14 protein-coding genes and 1 pseudogene are annotated in these 18,016 nt (G+C 70.3%); 5 read left to right on the top strand and 10 right to left on the bottom strand.

Going from position 1 to position 18,016, the window contains the following annotated elements; genetic code table 11:
- Nucleotides 1–31: 31 nt before the first annotated feature.
- The 3 genes and pseudogenes from ACT3T5_RS15110 to ACT3T5_RS15100 form a co-directional block, all read left to right on the top strand.
- A pseudogene (locus ACT3T5_RS15110) lies at nucleotides 32–214 on the top strand (GntR family transcriptional regulator); the annotation flags it as partial.
- A 189-nt stretch (nucleotides 215–403) separates the two neighbouring features.
- Complete coding sequence (locus tag ACT3T5_RS15105; protein WP_443336629.1) at nucleotides 404–1,429, top strand: DnaJ C-terminal domain-containing protein; 1,026 nt, start codon at nucleotides 404–406, stop codon at nucleotides 1,427–1,429.
- A gap of 185 nt (nucleotides 1,430–1,614) precedes the next feature.
- The gene (locus tag ACT3T5_RS15100) at nucleotides 1,615–2,052 is read left to right on the top strand and encodes a heat shock protein transcriptional repressor HspR (protein WP_443343756.1); all 438 of its coding nucleotides are present in this window, start codon (nucleotides 1,615–1,617) and stop codon (nucleotides 2,050–2,052) included.
- Here ACT3T5_RS15100 and ACT3T5_RS15095 read toward each other — a convergent pair.
- From ACT3T5_RS15095 to ACT3T5_RS15080, 4 genes are all read right to left on the bottom strand, one after another.
- Nucleotides 1,970–3,292, bottom strand: a complete 1,323-nt coding sequence (locus tag ACT3T5_RS15095) for a glycosyltransferase (RefSeq protein ID WP_444594784.1) — start codon at nucleotides 3,290–3,292, stop codon at nucleotides 1,970–1,972. The two genes, ACT3T5_RS15100 and ACT3T5_RS15095, sit on opposite strands and share 83 nt — an antisense overlap.
- Nucleotides 3,293–3,395: 103 nt before the next feature.
- Nucleotides 3,396–4,169: a TVP38/TMEM64 family protein gene (locus tag ACT3T5_RS15090; protein ID WP_444594783.1), complete on the bottom strand. Its 774-nt coding sequence runs from the start codon at nucleotides 4,167–4,169 to the stop codon at nucleotides 3,396–3,398.
- Entirely contained in the window at nucleotides 4,166–5,521 is a 1,356-nt protein-coding gene (locus ACT3T5_RS15085; RefSeq protein WP_319021649.1) for a glycosyltransferase family 4 protein, read from the bottom strand. Before ACT3T5_RS15085 ends, ACT3T5_RS15090 begins: the two co-directional genes overlap by 4 nt.
- A 198-nt stretch (nucleotides 5,522–5,719) precedes the next feature.
- Nucleotides 5,720–6,217, bottom strand: coding sequence for a YbhB/YbcL family Raf kinase inhibitor-like protein (locus ACT3T5_RS15080; protein WP_441462165.1), 498 nt, complete (start codon nucleotides 6,215–6,217; stop codon nucleotides 5,720–5,722).
- Between the two features lie 70 nt (nucleotides 6,218–6,287).
- Between ACT3T5_RS15080 and ACT3T5_RS15075 the strand changes: the two genes are divergently transcribed.
- Complete coding sequence (locus ACT3T5_RS15075; RefSeq protein WP_193118614.1) at nucleotides 6,288–7,628, top strand: carboxylate--amine ligase; 1,341 nt, start codon at nucleotides 6,288–6,290, stop codon at nucleotides 7,626–7,628.
- Nucleotides 7,625–8,428, top strand: a complete 804-nt coding sequence (locus ACT3T5_RS15070) for an aspartate/glutamate racemase family protein (protein WP_193118615.1) — start codon at nucleotides 7,625–7,627, stop codon at nucleotides 8,426–8,428. The genes ACT3T5_RS15075 and ACT3T5_RS15070 overlap by 4 nt, the downstream gene beginning before the upstream one ends.
- Nucleotides 8,429–8,485: 57 nt before the next feature.
- On the opposite strand, the gene ACT3T5_RS15065 is transcribed toward ACT3T5_RS15070, so the two are convergent.
- From ACT3T5_RS15065 to ACT3T5_RS15040, 6 genes are all read right to left on the bottom strand, one after another.
- Complete coding sequence (locus ACT3T5_RS15065; RefSeq protein WP_444594782.1) at nucleotides 8,486–9,781, bottom strand: carboxylate--amine ligase; 1,296 nt, start codon at nucleotides 9,779–9,781, stop codon at nucleotides 8,486–8,488.
- Between the two features lie 68 nt (nucleotides 9,782–9,849).
- A complete protein-coding gene (locus ACT3T5_RS15060; protein WP_444594781.1) occupies nucleotides 9,850–11,571 on the bottom strand; it encodes a glycoside hydrolase family 13 protein in 1,722 nt (573 codons plus the stop codon).
- A 141-nt stretch (nucleotides 11,572–11,712) separates the two neighbouring features.
- Nucleotides 11,713–13,887, bottom strand: a complete 2,175-nt coding sequence (locus tag ACT3T5_RS15055) for a glycoside hydrolase family 13 protein (protein ID WP_444594780.1) — start codon at nucleotides 13,885–13,887, stop codon at nucleotides 11,713–11,715.
- 10 nt (nucleotides 13,888–13,897) lie between these two features.
- Nucleotides 13,898–14,818, bottom strand: coding sequence for a sugar ABC transporter permease (locus ACT3T5_RS15050; protein ID WP_443343768.1), 921 nt, complete (start codon nucleotides 14,816–14,818; stop codon nucleotides 13,898–13,900).
- A 13-nt stretch (nucleotides 14,819–14,831) separates the two neighbouring features.
- Nucleotides 14,832–16,412, bottom strand: coding sequence for an ABC transporter permease subunit (locus ACT3T5_RS15045; protein ID WP_343921878.1), 1,581 nt, complete (start codon nucleotides 16,410–16,412; stop codon nucleotides 14,832–14,834).
- 199 nt (nucleotides 16,413–16,611) lie between these two features.
- Nucleotides 16,612–17,904, bottom strand: a complete 1,293-nt coding sequence (locus ACT3T5_RS15040; RefSeq protein ID WP_444594779.1) for a sugar ABC transporter substrate-binding protein — start codon at nucleotides 17,902–17,904, stop codon at nucleotides 16,612–16,614.
- Between the last annotated feature and the right edge of the window lie 112 nt (nucleotides 17,905–18,016).

Genomic DNA, 18,016 nt, shown 5'->3' with positions numbered 1-18,016 from the left:
CGAACTGCGAGTCTGTGTATACAGTGTTCGTATGCGTGCAAGTGACCGGGCCTACCGCACCCTCCGTGAGGACATCCTCGAAGGCACCCTCGAGCCCGGGACCGTGCTGGGCGAGATCGAGCAGTCCGCTCGCCTCGGGATCTCCCGCACTCCCCTGCGCGAGGCCCTGGGCCGACTGGTCGCCGAAGGCCTGGCCGCCCCCTCCGCTGGGCGGGGAATGGTGGTCACCGCAGCCTCCCTCGCTGACGCGGGACAGCTCTTCGAACTCCGGATCGCCCTCGAGGTCCTGGCCGTGGGGCGGGGCGCCCCGGCCCCCGCGCCCCCCCCCCCGGCCCCCCCCGCCTCTCCCACACCCCACAGACACACACCAGACTTTTCCCGACGCTCCCGGAAGGAGACGCACATGTCCCAGCAGGACTGGCTCGACAAGGACTTCTACGCGGTCCTCGGCGTCTCGAAGGATGCGAGCGCGCAGGAGATCAAGAAGGCGTACCGCACGCAGGCCCGGAAGTACCATCCCGATCACCACCCCGATGACGCCAAGGCCGAAGAGCGGTTCAAGGGGATCGGCGAGGCGTACTCGGTGCTCAACGACCCCGAGCAGCGCGAGCAGTACGACGCGATCCGCGCGATGGGCTCCGGCGGCGCACGCTTCTCCGCAGGCCAGGGCGGCCCCGGCGGTGCCGGCGGCGCCGGCTTCGAGGATGTCTTCTCCTCGATGTTCGGCGGCCAGGGCGGCGGCTTCCCCGGCGGGGGCCGCGCCGCGCCCGGCGGAGGAGGGAACCCCGACCTCGAGGACATCATGCGGATGTTCGGCGGTCAGGGCGGCGGCTTCGGCGGCGGGCAGGCAGGCTTCCAGGGCAATCCTGGCGGCGCCCCCGCGAAGGGCCAGGACGTCTCCGCCCGCACCCGCATCAGCTTCCGCGACGCGGCGCTGGGCACCGAGGTGCGCCTGAGCGTGGACGGGAAGAACGTCACCACCCGCATCCCCGCCGGGGTGCACGACGGACAGAAGATCCGCCTGCGCGGCAAGGGCCGGCCCGGTCCGGGCTCCGCGAAGGCCGGCGACCTGCTCCTGACCCTCGATGTCGAGGAGCACCCCGTCTGGAGCAGCGACGGCGCGAACCTCCGCCTGACCGTCCCGATCAGCTTCGACGAGGCTGTGCTCGGCACCACGCTGAACGTCCCCCTGCTCGACGGCGGCACCGTCGGAGTGAAGGTCGCCCCGGGAACCCCGAGCGGCCGCACCCTGCGCGTGCGCAAGAAGGGCATCGTCACCAAGAAGACCACCGGCGACCTCCTGGTCACCGTGCAGGTCGCCGTGCCCGCGCATGTCGAGGGCAAGGCCAAGCAGGCCGTCGAGGACCTGCGCGAGGCACTGGCCGATGAGGACCCCCGCGAGGGGCTCGCCGAGGCCGCCGCGCGCTGATCACCCGACGGCGCCGCCCGATCGGCCGACGGCGCCGTCTGATCGCCCGACGGCGCCGTCTGATCGCCCGACGGCGCCGGCAGATCGTTCCGGCCACGTCGCGTCCCGCGGCGTCGGCCCGGCTGGCACAGTAGGAGAAGCACCAGGAGCAGCACCCGCCCGTTCCCCCGGAAGGAGCATCAGGCATGGCAAGCCCGCAGCGGATCGATGAGCGCGCCCCCGTGTTCGTGATCTCCGTCGCCGCGGAGCTGTCCGGCATGCACCCGCAGACCCTGCGCCAGTACGACAGGATCGGGCTGGTCTCCCCGCAGCGCACCCGCGGACGCGGGCGCCGCTACAGCGCGCGCGACGTCGCCAAGCTCCGCGAGATCCAGCGCCTCTCCCAGGACCAGGGCATCAACCTCGCCGGGATCAAGCGGATCCTCGAGCTGCAGGACGAGGTCGGGATCCTCGCCGACCAGCTCGAGGCGGTGCGGGAAACGCTGGAGTCGATGACCCCCACCCAGCGGCGCGTCTTCTCCGCCGACAGGGACGGCGAGATCAGTGCGCTGCGTCGAGGCGAGCGTCCGCAGCGCCGTGGCGGGGGTGCACTGGTGCTGTGGCGTCCGCAGCGCCGGCGGTGAGCTCGGAGCCTTCGGCGCCGCGGGACCTTGAACTGCGGGACCTTGAACTGCGGGTCTTTGTACTTCGCGCCTCTGTGCTTCGCGCCTCTGTCTCGCGGAACGCTGCGTCGCGACCATGGGGCTGGACGCCGGTGAGCCGGTAGATCTCCTGGAGCTTCTGCGCGACCCGGTGGATGTCGACCTCCTCCGCGGCGCTGCGCCCGGCGGCGGTCAGATCCGTGAGCTCGCCGTCCAGAAGCGCGCTCAGGCGTGCGACGACGTCCGCCGCGAAGCCGGGACCCTCGCCGGCCACCTGGTGCGTGAGCACGCCATCGGGCATCCGGTCGCGGTAGATGGGGATCGCCCGGACCAGGGTCGGAGTCTCGCAGGCGAGCGCCTCCCACAGCACGATCCCCTCGGTCTCCTCCTTGGTGAGGAAGCAGAAGGCATCGGCCCCGCAGTACGCCTCGCGCAGCTCCACGGCCGTGATGTAACCGGGGAAGCGGGCGTTCGCAGGTGCCGCGGCCAGGGCCCGGCGCACCTCCGCGGTGAGCATGCGCTCGTCGGTGCGGCCGTACCAGACGAAGGTCACCTCGGGCATCGCCCGGGCCACTTCCACCCAGTCCACGATGCCCTTGCGCACCAGCTGCATCCCCACGCTGACGACCACCTTCGCGTCGGCGTCGAGCCCGAGCTGCTCCCGCAGCCGGTCGCGGGCCCCGGGATCGGGACGGAAGAAGCTGGTGTCCACACCGTTGGAGAGCACGTGGATCGGGGCGGAGATCCCGTACTTCGGCGCCGAGATCAGGTCGCGGGAGTACTCGCTGGGGGTCACGACCGCGTCACCGCGGCGGTAGAGGTGGGCGATCCAGCGGCGGAACGTCGGAGCGAGCGTGTTGGCGCCCGGGAACGAATCGCGGAAGTCGTCCTCCGTGGAGTGCGCCCACACCAGCGCGGGCCGACGGCGCAGCCGCGCCCAGTGCGCGAGCAGCGGGGTGTCCGGGAACGGGGTGTTCAGGTGCACCACGTCGAAGGGCCGCAACGGGTTGGTGACCACCTCGTGGCCCAGTGAGCGCACTGCCTTCTCCTGATGCCGGATGGCGGCGCCGATGCCGGACTGCGCGGCGAGACCGGCGAGGCCGCGCGGCATCAGCACGCGCAGCGGCCTTCGGGCCGACGGCCCCTGGCCTGCGGGGCGGGAGCGGTCAGCAGGCACGTCGCGGCGGGGCCGACGGGCCTCAGCGGATGTCTTCTTGAACATGTAGGTCTCCGTTCACCGGGGCTGTTCAGCAAGGCTGTTCACCGGGGTTGTTCACCGGGGCTGTTCGCCGGGGAAGTGCAGCGGGGCGGTTCGTCCGGCCTCGTCACCAGGGCAGGTATCGCAGGATGAGGGCGCTCACCCCGAGCCCGTAGGCGATCAGCGCCCACGGCTTGCACAGCAGGATGATCAGGACGAACGTGCGCCACCGCATCCGGGTGGTCCCGGCGATATAGCAGAGCAGGTCGTCAGGGGCGACGGGCAGGGCGATCGCGAGGGCGAAGGCCCGGGTGAAGTGATTGCTGCGGGTCCAGCCCAGGAACTTCTCCACCGTCTTGGCCGGGAAGATCCGTTCGATGAGGGCGAGCCCCACGTGCCGGGCGATCAGGAAGTTCAGCAGCGAGCCCGTGCTGACGGCGACGAAGTTGTAGACCGTCCCCTCGACCGGTCCGAACAGGACGGGACCGGCGATGACCAGCAGTCCGCCGGGCACGATCGGGAAGATGACCGAGGCCGTCGAGGCGATCAGGAAGGCGACCGGCCCCCACGCGCCGAGCGAGGTGATGAACGCCTGGAGGTTCTCGAGCGACTGCAGGACGCCGGTCTGCAGGCCCCACCAGACCAGGGCGATGCTGATCCCGAGTCCCAGCAGCGGGGAGAGCCGGGCGGCGATGCGCACCGGATCGCGCGTCGACGCCCCGGTCCTGGCTCCTGCCGTCGCAGTAGCAGTTGCTCCGTCAGACGCCGCAGCAGACGCCGCCGCAGCGGCTGTGGCAGGTGTCCGGGCCGGTGCGCGATCGGTGGTGGTCGAGCGGCCGGTGAGCGTGCTGATGGTCGGCGCCAGTGGCGTCAGCTGCATCGGCTGCGTCGTGGTGCTCACGCGAGCACCTCGTGCAGGACACGATCGCGCTCGTCGGCGCTCTGCAGCGACGGCATCTCCTGCAGCGACGGGATCTCCTGCGGCGACTGCAGAGCCTGCAGGGAATGCTGGGAGTCCAGAGTCTGCTCATAGACGCCGAGGACGGAGCGGCCGAAATCTCCCGCGCCGCAGGTGGCCGCCGCATGGACGACGGCCGCCTGCGACATCGCCTCGTGCAGCTCCGGGTCGTCCAGGAGGCTGTCGAGACGCTGCGTGAACTCCGCCGTCTCGTCGATCTTCCAGCCGGTGCGGCCATCGAGCACGACGCTCTCGATCGACGGGTCCCGGCGGCACAGCAGCGGGAGCCCGCAGGCGAGAGCCTCGATGAACGTCAGCCCCTGGGTCTCGCTGCGGGAGGCGCTGACGAAGACGTCGCCGATGCGGTACCAGCGCTGCACCTCCGCCGGCTCGACCACTCCGGTGAAGACGACGCGATCGGTGATGCCCAGCTCGGCGGCGCGCGCAGCGAGCTCCGCGCGGTACGGGCCGTCTCCGACCAGCACCAGCACGGTGTCCTCGCGGTCCGCGGCGGCGACCCAGTCGAGCACCTCGTCGAGGTTCTTCTCCTTCGCCAGGCGGCACACCGAGATCAGCACCTTCTGCTGAGCGGTGATGCCGAGACCGCGCCGCAGCTCGGCGGCGTCCTTCCGCTCCGCCGGGGTGAGGGCGGGGCGGAAACGCTGCAGATCCAGACCGGTGGGCACCACGTGGACGGGCTCGAGCACCCCGTAGCCGTGCAGGAGATCCGCGACCTTCGGCGTCGGGGCGATGACCGCGTCGGTTCCCGAGAGCAGCCGGCGGGAGAAGGTCGAGACGACCTTCCGGCCGACGGTGCGGCTGGGGGAGTAGTAGTGCGTGTAGTCCTCGTAGATGGTGTGGTACGTGTGCACCAGCGGGACCCTGAGGGTGCGGGCGATGCGTCGGGCCCACACATGGGTGGAGAACTCGCACTGCGAGTGGACGATGTCGGGGCGCCAGCGCATGATCTCGCGCAGCACCCGGCGACCGCCCGGCATCCCGATGCGGGCATGGTCGTAGAGCATCGAGGCCGAGACCGAGCCGATGCGGTACACACCGTGCTCGCTGCGGGTCCGCAGCCCAGGGGAGAGGGTCAGCACCCGGACGTCGCAGCCCAGCGCGATGAGCTCGCGACGCAGGGTCGTGACCGAGGCGACCACCCCGTTGACGATGGGTTCCCACCAGTCGGTGGTCAGCAGCACGCGCAGGGGCCGATCGGCGGAATGCCCACCGGAGGACGAGGCCGTCGGGGGCCATTGCGCGACGGTCCGGGGGCGGTGGCTGCTGCTGATCACATTCACCCCTCGAGGTTCGCACTCCGTCGACGACATCGCGTCCCCCGAGCGGATGAACGGGGTCAGACCCAGGTCTGATCTTTTATCAGCCTGTACGGAGCGGACTCTCATCAACGTCATGAATCGAGACTACGACCGGCCCTGTCCAGGCACGACGGGGCGCGCCCGAGGTGTCGCGGAGTCTTCCCCCCTTGTGCGTCAGTCCGTCACCTGATAGTGAGCTGTCAGCGAGGCGGATGCCAGCTGTTGGCTGAAGATCGCGAAGCGTGCGCCGATGTGCGGGCCCTCCGGATCCACCTCGAGCGACTCGACGGGCAGGGCGTGCACGGAGAAGACGTAGCGGTGGGGCGGACCGGCGGGCGGCTCCGGCCCGTCGTATCCCTGAGTGCCGAAGTCGTTGTGCGCCTGGCGCAGGCTCGAGCTGTCGCGCGGGACGCCGAGGGGCAAGGAGCCGACATCGGCCGGGATGTCCCAGGCGACCCAGTGCCAGAAGCCCGATCCGGTGGGGGCGTCCGGGTCGAAGCAGGTGACCGCGAAGGACCGGGTGCCCTCCGGGGCACCGGACCACTGGAGATCGGGGGAGAGGTTCTCGCCGCCGAGGCCTTCCACCAGCTGCTGGGGTGCCACCTCGGTGCCGTCGGGCGTGGCGCTCGAGAGAAGGGTGAAGGAGGCGATTTCCGGTGTCGTGTGATCCATCCCTCCAGCGTAGGCACCTCGTCGGAGAGTGTCGAGGAGGTGCGTGGACGGGCGTCGCTAGACTGCGGGCATGCCTGAGAACGCCACTGACGCGCCCGTCGTCGAATTCACGCCTGTCGTCGTCGGTGGGGACATCGGCGCCTATTCCCTCGCGCGCGCCTTCCATGAGGCGTACGGGGTCCGCACCGTGGCGATTTCCCGCCTGGCGGGCTGGGTCGTGGGGACCTCCTCCCTCATCGACAACGTGCAGTGCCAGGACCCGTTCGATCCGGAGACGCTGGCCCCCGTGCTGCAGGAGGTCGCCGATGCGCATCCGGGCCGACCCCTCCTGCTGCTCGGATCGGCCGACGCGACCGTCAAGCCCATCATCCGGATCCGCGACGAGATCGGCCTGGATCCTCGATACATCGCCCCGTACGTCGACCTGGAGACCTTCGCCGCCGCCACCGAGAAGCAGAACTTCACGAAGCTCTGCCAGGATCTCGAGGTGGACCACCCGGGCACGGTGGTGGTCGATCTCGCCCAGGAGGTCCCCGGCGATCTCGAGGTGCCCTTCGAGTTCCCGGTAATCGCCAAGCCGGCCGAGGTCTCCGAATGGAAGCGCATCGACTTCCCGGGGAAGAACAAGGTCCACACCGTCGACTCGCCCGAGGACCTGCGGGCGCTGCTGACCGCCATCCGCGGGGCCGGGTACCGCGAGTCGATCATCGTCCAGGACCGCATCCCCGGGGATGACCAGTACATGCGGATCCTCACCGTCTACTGCGACGCCGATTCCCGTGTCCGCTTCGCCTCCTACGGCCACACGCTGCTGGAGGAGCATGCACCGGGCGCGATCGGGAACCCGGCGGCGATCATCACCGGGGTCGACCGGGAGATGGTGGCCCAGGCGCAGCGTCTGTGCGAGCGGCTCGGCTGGACCGGCTACGCCAACTTCGACCTCAAGTACGACCGCCGCGACGGCCGCACCAGATTCTTCGAGCTCAATCCCCGCCTGGGGCGTTCGAACTACTACGTGACCGCCGGTGGTCACAACCCCGTGACCTGGTACGTCGACGAGCATCTGCGGCACGCCCTCCCCGAGCATGGGCCAGGCTCCGGGGTCGGGGAGGACGGCATCCTCCAGGATCAGCCCGAGGTGCTCTACGCCGTCGTCCCGATCTCCCTGGTGAAGCGGTACACCACCCTCCCCGAGGCCAAGGCCCGGCTGCGCCGGGCGCTGCGAGCCCGGGTGGGCAATCCCCTGCACTATCCCGGTGTGGACGACTCCCTCTCCCGGCGGCGGTACGTCCTGGCCGCCGGGCTGAACTCGGTGCTCAAGTTCCAGCGCTACTACCGACCCGAGGGCGGTGACCGGTTCAGCCGTCTGTTGCGCCGCCGCCCCCGGACGGCGCCGGGGGAGCGGGCGTGAACGGCACGGAGCCGGCCGCCGGCGGGACGGCGCATGGCGCCGCCGAGGACGAGCTCGGCGGTCGGCTCGACCCGACCACCTGGCCCGGCCCGGTCGTCGGGGTCCTGGGCGGTCTCGGGCCCGCGGCCACCTCGGTGTTCCTGGACGTGCTGATCCGCGCCACCGTGGCCCGCAGCGACCAGGAGCACGTGGACCTGCTGGTCTCCCAGCACTCCTCGACCCCGGATCGGACCGCGGCGATCCTCGACCCCGACGCCACCGATCCCGGACCCGTGATCCTCCGCGATGCCGTCATGCTCCAGCGCGCCGGGGTGGACATGCTCGTCCTGCCGTGCAACACGGCCCATCACTACGCACGCCAGGTGGAATCGGCCACGACGATCCCTCTGCTGAGCATCGTCGAGACCACCGCTCAGGCCGCTGTCGAGAGAGCGGGCACGGCGCCCATCGCGGTGTTCGCGACCGAGGGCAACATCCACGCTCGGGTGTACCAGGAGGCGATCCTCGCCCACGGCGGCACGCCTCTGGTCCCCGACCATGCGGTGCAGGAGGACATCAACCACCTCATCTACGGGCAGGTCAAAGCCGGGATGCCGGTGGATCTGGACCTCTTCGAATCCTGCATCGAGCGGGTGCTCGCGCAGGGGGCCGGCGTCGCCGTGCTCGGCTGCACCGAGCTGTCCGTCGTCTACGACCAGCACGGATATCGCGGCGATGCCCGCCTGGTCGACTCCCTGACCGAGCTCGCCCGGATCACGGTGCGGCAGGCCGGCAAGGAGCTCACCGAGCTCTTCCGGTGACTCGTCGGCGCCCCGCGGCGACTGGTGGAGAAGCGCGGACTGGTGGAGAAGCGCGGATCAGAAGCCCGAATCCGTCGGCCGCGGATAATGGCGCAGGAACTTGCGCACGTGGTTCAGCCCGACGATCCGTGCGTAGCGGCGCGCCCAGCTGCCGTCTGCGGGATAGGTCCACGGATTGCGCACCCCGCGCCGGGCGACGGTGCGCACCCAGCGCTTCAGCGCCGGATCGCGCAGGTAGCGCATCAGCAGCGGCATCGGGACCAGGGAGTAGAGGATCTCGTCGAACTCGGTGACCGGTTCGAGAAGGCGGTGCTCGATCGCGTCGGCCACCACGAAGCGGGACACGTTCGCCCCCGCACTGGAGACGTAGAAGTTGTTGCGCCCGATGCGCGGGTTCACCTCGAAGAACTTCCAGGTCCCGTCGCGGGGATCGCGCTTCACGTCGAAGTTCGCGTAGCCCCGGTAGCCCGTCGCCTCGAGCAGACGGCGCGCCTGGTCGAGGGCGTCGTCGAAGGGGAGGGTGATCATCGCGGCGGGTCGGCCCAGCGCGTCGGGCGTGTGCTCGCCCAGCAGCACCCGGGCCGAGCACAGGAGCGTCACCCGCCCGGCGGCATCGGTGTAGGCGGTGATCGAGCCCTCGGCGGTGTCGTCGCCGGGGATCAGCTCCTGGACGACGAGGCGACCGGCGTACCCGGCCGCAGCGATCGCCCGCACCAAATCGTCCAGCTCCTGCGGGGTCTCGAGGACCCACACCTTCTTCTTGCCCTCGAAGCGCACCCCGGCCATGTCCGCGGTGCGGGCCGCCTTCATCACCACGGGGAAGGGCAGCTCGGTGCGCGGGGGCTGCCAGTCCGCGTCCCGGGGCGTCCCCAGATCGATGACCTCCGTGCGCGGGGTCGCCACCCCGTGCTCGGTGCACAGCCGGGCGAACTCCGCCTTGTCCGAGAGGCGCTCGAGCACATCGGCCTCGAGGATCGGCATGACGAAGTGCGGCTCCAGCTGCTCGCGATGATCGCTCATCAGCTGCACCAGGGAATCAGCATTGGCCAGCAGCAGCTGGGGCCGCACCCCGCCGCGCTCGCGCGCGAGCTCGACGGCGGCGGCGACCAGATCCTCGTCGCTCGCGGAGCCTCCGAGCTCGATGACCTCGCAGGTGACCGAGCGGCGCATCGGCTCGATGCCCACCTTCGTGAGCACCGTCGCCACCACGCCGTACTCCTCGTGGAAGGCGCGGGCGAGGGTGTAGACGCCGAGCCCGGACCCCAGCAGGACCAGGTCGAAGCTCTCCGAGCTCGACGACGGCCCGAGGTCGGACGCGGTGGGACGGGGAGAGGGCGTCTCAGGTGCTGACATATCGACCATCCTAATGGCGAGAACCACCCCCGGAGGCCGACGCCGACCGTGTCGGCGCCGGCTCTGCGTCAGCGCGTCAGGCGCATCCAGAGGGCGCTGTCCGCGGCGACCTGCTCCGCACCGTCAGGGCCGGTGGGAACCGAGCGCAGCAGCACCTCGTAGCCCTGGTCATCGGTGACCTCGGCCAGCGGGACCGGGGCGGACGTCGTGTTGACGACGACCCGGAGATCACCGCGATCGAGGACCAGCACCCCGTCGGGCGCCGTCTGCGCGAAGACCACGCCGGCGGCCTCGCTCTGGACCCCCAGCTGCAGCTTCCGGCGCAGGTGCAGCGCCGAGCGGTACATCTCCAGCACGGAGCCATCCACCCCGAGCTGCTGGTCGACCGCGAGCGGACCGAACTCCGCGGGCTGCGGAAGCCAGCTCTCGCCGGTCGAGGAGAACCCGTAGGCCGGGGCATCCTGGACCCACGGCAGTGGCACGCGGCAGCCGTCGCGACCGGGCACACCGGCACGCAGATGCGCGGGGTCCTCGCGCAGCTCATCGGGGATGTCGCTCACCTCCGGCAGCCCCAGCTCCTCGCCCTGGTACAGGTAGGCGGAACCGGGGAGGGAGAGCATGAGCAGGGTCGCGGCACGGGCCCGACGCAGTCCCAGCTCGGCATCGGGCACCTCATCGCGGGCCAGGCCCTCGCCGAAGCGGTGGTCCGGGGCGAAGCCGTAGCGGGAGGCGTGGCGGATCACGTCGTGGTTCGAGAGCACCCAGGTGGTGGGTGAGCCCACCGCATCGGCGAGGGCCAGGGGCTTCTCGATCGCGGCGCGCATCGTCTCCACGCCCCAGCGGGCCTGGAGGAAGCCGAAGTTGAAGGACTGGTGCGCCTTCTCGTCGCCGATGTACAGCGGCAGGCGGTGCTCCGGGATCCACGCCTCGAGCACCATCATCCGGTCACCCTCGTAGGAGTCGAGGATCGGGCGCCACTCGCGGTAGATGTCCAGCACGCCGTCGTTGTCGAAGTAGACGGGCACCTCGCCCTCGGGGATGTCGATCAGGCCTTCGGCGTTCACGGTCGCGTCTGGCAGGCCCTCGGGCTTGACCATGCCGTGGGCGACGTCCACCCGGAAGCCGTCGGCCCCGCGGTCCAGCCAGAACCGCAGCACGTCCTGCATGAGCTCGTGCACGCGCGGGTTCTTCCAGTTCCAGTCGGGCTGGCTGGTGTCGAAGATGTGCAGGTACCACTGGCCGGGTGTGCCGTCCGCCTCGGTGATCCGGGTCCAGGCGGGGCCGTGGAAGATCGAGGTCCAGTTGTTCGGGGGCAGCTCGCCGCTTACGCCCCGGCCCTCGGCGAACATGTACAGGTCCCGTTCGGGGGAGCCGGGGGCGGCGGCCAGCGCCTCCTGGAAGAGCACGTGCTCGCTCGAGGAGTGGTTGGGCACGATGTCGACGATGACCTTCAGGCCCAGCTCGTGGGCGCGGGCGATCATCTCGTCGGCGTCGGCCAGGGATCCGAAGCGGGGGTCGACGTCGGTGTAGTCGGCGACGTCGTAGCCGCCGTCGTGCTGCGGGGAGGTGTAGAAGGGCGAGAGCCAGATCGCATCGACGCCGAGGTCGCGCAGGTAGGGGAGGTGCGCGGTGACTCCGGGGAGGTCGCCCATGCCGTCGCCGTCCGCGTCGGCGAAGGAGCGGGGATACACCTGGTAGACGACGGCGTCGCGCCACCACTGGGCGGTCACCGCCTCACCGGTCGAGGAGGTGGTCGCGCTGGGGGCGGAGGTCGAGATCGGGGAGGTCATGCAGGTCCTTCCGAGGGTGGTGTACGGGTGCTTCGGGCTGCCGTATCCCGTTCGGGCGCTGCGGGGGCAGGCGCTCCGAGGGGGCGGCGGGGTTCAGGGGCAGTCAGTGCCAGGGGTGGTGGGTGTCAGGGGCGATGGACGTCAGCGGTGATGGACGTCAGAGGCGGCGCGGGCGATCTTGACCAGCGTCGCACCGGCACCCGTGGCAGAGAAAATCAGGGAGTGCCCCAGCAGACGGGCGCGGGCGCCGCCTTCGTGGTGGAGCATCTCGGCAGAGCAGACAGCATCAGCCGGTCCGGCAGCGTGAGCAGGTCCAGCAGCGCCAGCAGGTCCGACGGAGCCGGCAGAGCCAGCAGGATCGACCGGCACGCCCGGGAGGGCGGCGAGGTCGAGCGTGAGCTCCGCATGGGCGTCCCGCGCGAGATGCACGATCACATCCCCCTCCGGGTGGGTCCGGGCGAAGATCAGGGCGTCGGTGCCGATGTGCAACCAGCGCAGGCCACCGCGGCGCAGGGCCGCCTCACGCCGGCGCAGGCCCAGCAGGGCGCGGGTCGCCGCGAGGATCGCGAGGTCGACGCGCTCGCTGTCGGCCCCGCCCTCACCGTCGGCCCCGCCCTCACCGTCGCCCCCGCCCTCACCGTCGGTCTCGTCGATCGCGGGCCACGGCATCGGCGTGCGGGAGTGCTCGCCGGTGGTGCCGACGGCCCCCAGCTCGTCCCCGGCGAAGAGGGTCGGGACCCCGGGCAGGGACGCGAGGGCGGCGATCGCCGTGAGCTGTCGGCCCCGGGAGCCGACGACCGTGCGGGTGCGCGGCGTGTCGTGGCTCGAGAGCTGGTTCTGGGAATGGCTGCGCGCTTCCCAGGACAGCTGCGCGTTGTAGTCGCGCAGGGTGCGGGAGATGGCGGTGCCGCTCAGGCGAGGCAGCGTCATGGGCAGGCCGAGCCAGTTGAGCTCGCTGCCCGGGTTGGCGAGCCACGCCCACAGGGGGCGGGTGAAGCCCGCGTAGTTCATGGTGCCGTGCCAGCCGTCGCCCGCGAGATCGCCGGTGGCGTCGTGGCCGTGCTCGGCGATCAGCCAGGTGTCCCGGCCGGTCACGGCAGCGACCTCGCGCTGGGTGGAGCGGATCTCCCGCGCCACCTCGTGGGTGAGGTCCACCTCTCCGTGGCGGCCGGTCATGTTCGCCACGTCGATCCGCCAGCCGTCGGCGAGGACGGGGCCGGCGAGGTATCTGCCGACGACGCTGCGCGCCCCGCGGGTGAGCCGCTCGCGGAGCACCTCGCTGCGCTGGTCGAGCTTGGGCAGGGTCGGTACGTCGAGCCAGCAGGCGTACTGCTCAGGGTGCTCGTCGAAGAGGTAGAAGCCGGCTTCGGGGGAGTCCGGATCGGCCTGGGCGGCGCGGAACCATTCGTGGGTGTCGCCGGTGTGGTTCGTGGTCAGGTCCAGCACGAGTCGCATCCCGCGGCCATGGAGCGCCGCGGAGAGCCGGACCAGGGCCTCGTCCCCGCCCAGCAGCGGATCCACGGCGTCGAAGGTCGAGGCGTCGTAGCGGTGCACCGACCCCGCCGGGAACACGGGGGTGAGATAGACGGTGTCCGCGCCGAGGGAGGCGATGTGGTCCAGCCGGTCGATCACCCCGTCGAGGTCGCCGCCGTAGAACTGCTGCCCGGTGACGACTCCCTGCACCGCGGGCTCGTCCTCCCAGGCCATCGGGATCGCCCACTCCGGGAGGTGCTCCGGAGCAGGACGGCCGTGACCATCCACCGGCATCGCGGCGCTGCGGGAGAAGCGATCGGGGAAGACTTGGTAGACGATCGCATCGTCCACCCAGCCCGGGGCGGTCTCCTGGGCGACGAGCCGGAAGTCGGTCGCGTCGGACACGTCCCAGGGCACCAGCCCGGCCGCGGTGAGCCAGGCATAGGAGGGGGCGGGAGCGCCCGACGCGGTGACGGCGCCGTCCGCGGCGAGCACGCAGAAGCGATAGACCCCCACGGGGTTGACGACCCTCAGCGTCGTCTCCCACCAGGCGCCGGTCGCCTCCCGCGCGGCAAGGGAGAGCTGCGCGGTGCGGATCTCCCCGTCGGCCACCGTGCGCAGAGCGAGGTCGGCGACCGGATAGGAGTCCGGCACCCACACCCGCAGCAGGATCTCGTCCCCGATCCGGCGGGGCCGGACCGGGACGTGGAGCGGTCCGCCGTCGTGGTGGGGCTGCTCGGGCAGCGGCACCCCGGAGTCGTCGGGGCCGACGGAACCTGCGGGGCCGACGGACGCTGCGGGGCCGACGGACCCGGCGGGATCAGGGTGGCGAGGGGACGTCATGGAGAGGGGATCACCCCTTCACGGCGCCGGCGGTGGAGCCGCCGACGATGTAGCGCTGGAGGAACTGGTACAGGATGATCACCGGGATCATGATCATCACGGACCCGGCGGCGAAGACGCCCAGGTTGTTCGACCGGTCCCCCTGGAGCAGGCCGTACAGGCCCACCGCGAGCGTCTTCTTGTCGTCGGCGGTCAGGAAGATCGAGCCGAGCAGGAACTCGCTGAGCACACCCACCAGGGCGAGCAGCACGGTGGTGGCGAGGATCGGGGTGAGCGTGGGCAGCAGGATCTTCGTGAAGACCTGCCAGTGGCTGCAGCCGTCGATGATCGCGGCCTCGTCGAGCTCCTTGGGCACGGTGTCGAAGAAACCCTTGATCAGCCAGACCTGTCCCAGCGAGCCGCCGAGGAGCACCACGATGTAGCCCGGAAGGGAGTTCAGCCCCAGGACAGGGACGATCTGCCCGAGGTCCGAGATCATCGTGTACACGGCGATCATCGCGAGGATGGCCGGGAACATCATTACCAGCAGCAGGGACAGCAGACCGATCCGACGGCCCGCGAAGCGGAAGCGGCTGAACACATAGGCCGCGAGCGTGGACAGGAACACCTGGGTCACGGCGACCACGCCGCACACGACGAGGGTGTTGAGGTACCACTGCAGGAACGGGCCGCGGGATCCGCTGATCAGCGCCTCGTAGTGGACCAGGCTGAACGCCTTGGGCAGCAGCCCCGAAGAGGACACGGTCCCCAGCGGGTTCAGCGAGGCGGAGACCACGAACAGGATCGGGAAGACGGCGAAGGCCATGGCCGCGAGGCCGATCAGATGGCGCCAGCCGATCTCGGCCATCCATCGGCGGGGGGACATCCGGCGCGGGACGGCGACAGAGGTGCCGGGCGCGACGGGGAGGCGGGGTGTGGTGGAGGTGCTCATCGCAGGTCCCCTCTCAGTTGACGTCTTCGAGGACGTTGGTGAACCGGAACTGGATCGCCGCGAGCACGCCGGTGAGCGCGAACAGGGCGACGGAGACCGCCGAGGCGAAGCCGAAGTCGGCCCCGGATCCGCCGAAGGCGATGCGGTAGATCATCGAGATCAGGATGTCGGTCCCGCCACGGGTGTACTCACCCGGGAGGAACGGCCCGCCCTCGGTGAGCAGCTGGATGGCGTTGAAGTTGTTGAAGTTGAAGGCGAAGGACGCCACCAGCAGCGGGGCCACCGCGACCATGAGCAGCGGGGTCACCACCTTCAGCGTGGTCTGCAGCCGGCTGGCGCCGTCCATGCGGGCGGCCTCGGTGACGTCGTTCGGGATCGCCTGCAGGGCACCGGTGGAGACGATGAACATGTAGGGGAAGCCCATCCACAGGTTCGTCAGCAGCACGGCGGCCTTGGCGAGGGTGGGGTCGCCCATCCAGTCCAGGTGCAGTCCCAGCGTCTCGTTGATCAGGCCGAAGTCGCGGTTGTAGAAGTTCGACCACACCAGCAGGGAGATGAATCCGGGGACCGCGTAGGGCATCAGCAGCACGGAGCGGTAGAGGCGGCGTCCGCGCATTCGCTCGTCGTTGAGCACCAGGGCGAGGGCGAAGCCCACCACGAAAGTCAGCAGCACCGACCCGAGGGCGAAGATCAGGGTCCATACGAAGGCGGCGCCGAACTGCTTCGCGATGCCGGCGTTGGTGAACAGTCGCTCGTAGTTGCTTCCCCCGACGTTCTGCAGCCAGGACTGGCTGAAGGCACGCTTGCCGTCCGCATCGACGAAGTACTCGGAGTCCCCGACCTTCCCGACGGTGAACTCCTCATCGGTCTGGGAGTTGGTGAGGGTGTCGGTGGACTCGTCGTAGCTGAGCACCGTGGTGCCCTCGAAGGCCTGGTTCGCGCCCTGGACGCGCACCGCGGAGGTGTCCGAGATGGGGACGGCGAGGGCCTGCAGCGCGTCATAGGCGGTGTTCACCTCGCGCGCGTCGAGGATCGTGTAGCCCGCGGCCTCGGTGACGAAGCCCGAGGTCACTGTGACCTCGTCGGCGGGGACCTCCTGCACCGGCGCGGTCTCGTCGCCCCGATAGATCGTGCCGGTCTCGGGGTCCACGAGGAAGAGGGTGAAGGGGCCCTCGACGGGGTCTCCCTGGGTGGCGACGGCCAGGTTGTACCAGGTGGAGTCCTCGGTCTGCTGCACGGAGTTCGCGACGATCGAGTCGACCGCCTGCTCCTTCGAGCCGCGCGTGCCGTCGCCGAAGTTCGTGAAGGAGTACCCGATCGTGAGGATGATCGGGGTGATCAGGAAGACCACGAGGAAGAAGGTCCCCGGGAAGAGGTACTTGCCGGGCACGAAGCGCTTCGTCGAGTACAGGACGAAGATCGCGATCGCGGCCAGGATCATGACGCTCAGCCACATCCACTGCTTCAGCTCGATCATGAGCGGCACGGTGAAGGCGGCCACGGCGAGCACGGCACCGAGGAACAGCACTCGCACCACGATCGCGGGGATCGTGGTGGTGCGCTCTCGATGCGCAGGCGCGTGGGTGGAGGACATGGCGACGCTGCCTTTCGGGGATCAGGGCGAGGGAGAGGGACCGAGCCGAGACCGAACAGGGGCCGGACAGGGTCGGGTAGGGCAGGATCCGAACAGGGTTCGGGCAGGGCAGGGTAGGGCAGGGCAGGGCAGGGCAGAGCAGAGCAGAGCCGCGGCGGGGTGCGGCGCGTGTGCGCCGACCCCGCCCACGGCGTCGGGATCAGCCGCTGATCTGGCTGGTGATCTCCTCGCCGGCGGAGACCATCGTGGACTCCGGGTCGGCGCCGCCGACGATGTTCGCCTGTGCCTGGCCCAGCGGCTGCCAGATGGCGGCCATCTCCGGGATGGCGGGCATCGGATCGCCCTGGGCGGCGAGCTCCGCGATCTTCACGATCTCGGGGAAGTCCGTGGCGAGCTTCTTCTGCAGCTCGAGGTTCACCGGCGGCAGCTCGTTCTTGGGGAACATCTGCTCGACGATGTCCGGCGAGGACGCCACGGCGGTCGCGAACTGCTGCGCGAAGGCCGGGTTCTTGCCGCCGGCGGCGACGTAGAAGGCGTTGACGCCGGCGAAGGGGGCAGCCGGATCCAGGCCCTCGAAGCCGGGGACCGCGCTCATCGAGTAGTCGATCTCCGCGGTGCGGATGTCCTCGAGCGCCCAGGGCCCGGAGACCAGGTACGCCGCCTTGCCGTCGGTGAACAGGGAGATCGCGTTGTCGCCGGTGATGGAGGTGGACAGCACGCCGCTCTCGCCGAGCTCCTTGATCTTCTCGCCGGCGGTGATCGAGCCCTCCTGGCCCACGCCGACGTCGGAGGGGTCGAGGTTGCCCTCGGAGTCCTTGCCGAAGAGATAGCCGCCGGCAGAGGTGTAGAAGGCCTCCATGTGGTAGGCGTCGCCCTGCTCGCCCACGGGGAGCGCGAGCACGTTGTCGGCGCCGCCGGCCGTGGCCGCCTCGACCATCTCCTCGACGGTCTTCGGCTCAGGCACATCGGTCAGGGCCTTGTTGGCGAACAGCACCAGGGTCTCCACCGCGTACGGCACGCCGTAGGTCTGGCCGTCGTAGGTCACGGCCTCGATCCCGATGGGGGCGATGTCCTCGGTCGCGCTGCCCGGCAGCTGCACGGGGGAGATGGAGCCGTTCTGCACCAGGTTCCCGATCCAGTCATGGGCCGCGAGGATCATGTCGGGGCCATTGCCCGCCTGGTTTGCGGTGACGAAGTTGCCCTGGAGGTCGTCAGCGACGATCTGCACCGCGACGGTGAGGTCGTTGGCCTTGCCCCACGTGGCGGCGGGCTCCTCGAGGGAGACGGCCTTCTCCTCGTCGGTCCAGATCACGAGGTCGGCGTCGGCCCGAGCCGGGGCCGCACCCGCCTCGGCGCCGCCGGCATCCGAGGCGCCGCCCGCGTCGCTCGCACCACCGCCGCCGGTCTCGTCGCCGCCGCCGCAGGCGGCGAGCAGGGTGGTGCCGGCGGCGACGCCGCTGAGGGCGAGGAAACTCTGTCGACGGATCTGCACGTCTTCTCCTTTGAATCGTGGAGCGACCGGCTCTCGGTGGCGGTGCTCGATGGAGTCACAGTAGGACGGAACGCCCGCCGTATGCAAGAATACGCAAGAACTTGCAGGTATC

The organism is Brachybacterium sp. AOP3-A1-3 (genome assembly GCF_052378285.1).
Taxonomy (GTDB): domain Bacteria; phylum Actinomycetota; class Actinomycetes; order Actinomycetales; family Dermabacteraceae; genus Brachybacterium.
Note: the sequence above shows the minus strand (reverse complement) of the source record. Positions and strands in the feature narration are given on the sequence as shown.

Coding starts and splice junctions, on each gene's coding strand:
- ACT3T5_RS15075 (WP_193118614.1), top strand. CDS start 6,288: ATGCCTGAGAACGCCACTGACGCGCCCGTCGTCGAATTCACGCCTGTC.
- ACT3T5_RS15065 (WP_444594782.1), bottom strand. CDS start 9,781: ATGTCAGCACCTGAGACGCCCTCTCCCCGTCCCACCGCGTCCGACCTC.
- ACT3T5_RS15055 (WP_444594780.1), bottom strand. CDS start 13,887: ATGACGTCCCCTCGCCACCCTGATCCCGCCGGGTCCGTCGGCCCCGCA.
- ACT3T5_RS15050 (WP_443343768.1), bottom strand. CDS start 14,818: ATGAGCACCTCCACCACACCCCGCCTCCCCGTCGCGCCCGGCACCTCT.
- ACT3T5_RS15080 (WP_441462165.1), bottom strand. CDS start 6,217: ATGGATCACACGACACCGGAAATCGCCTCCTTCACCCTTCTCTCGAGC.
- ACT3T5_RS15105 (WP_443336629.1), top strand. CDS start 404: ATGTCCCAGCAGGACTGGCTCGACAAGGACTTCTACGCGGTCCTCGGC.
- ACT3T5_RS15045 (WP_343921878.1), bottom strand. CDS start 16,412: ATGTCCTCCACCCACGCGCCTGCGCATCGAGAGCGCACCACCACGATC.
- ACT3T5_RS15095 (WP_444594784.1), bottom strand. CDS start 3,292: ATGTTCAAGAAGACATCCGCTGAGGCCCGTCGGCCCCGCCGCGACGTG.
- ACT3T5_RS15060 (WP_444594781.1), bottom strand. CDS start 11,571: ATGACCTCCCCGATCTCGACCTCCGCCCCCAGCGCGACCACCTCCTCG.
- ACT3T5_RS15100 (WP_443343756.1), top strand. CDS start 1,615: ATGGCAAGCCCGCAGCGGATCGATGAGCGCGCCCCCGTGTTCGTGATC.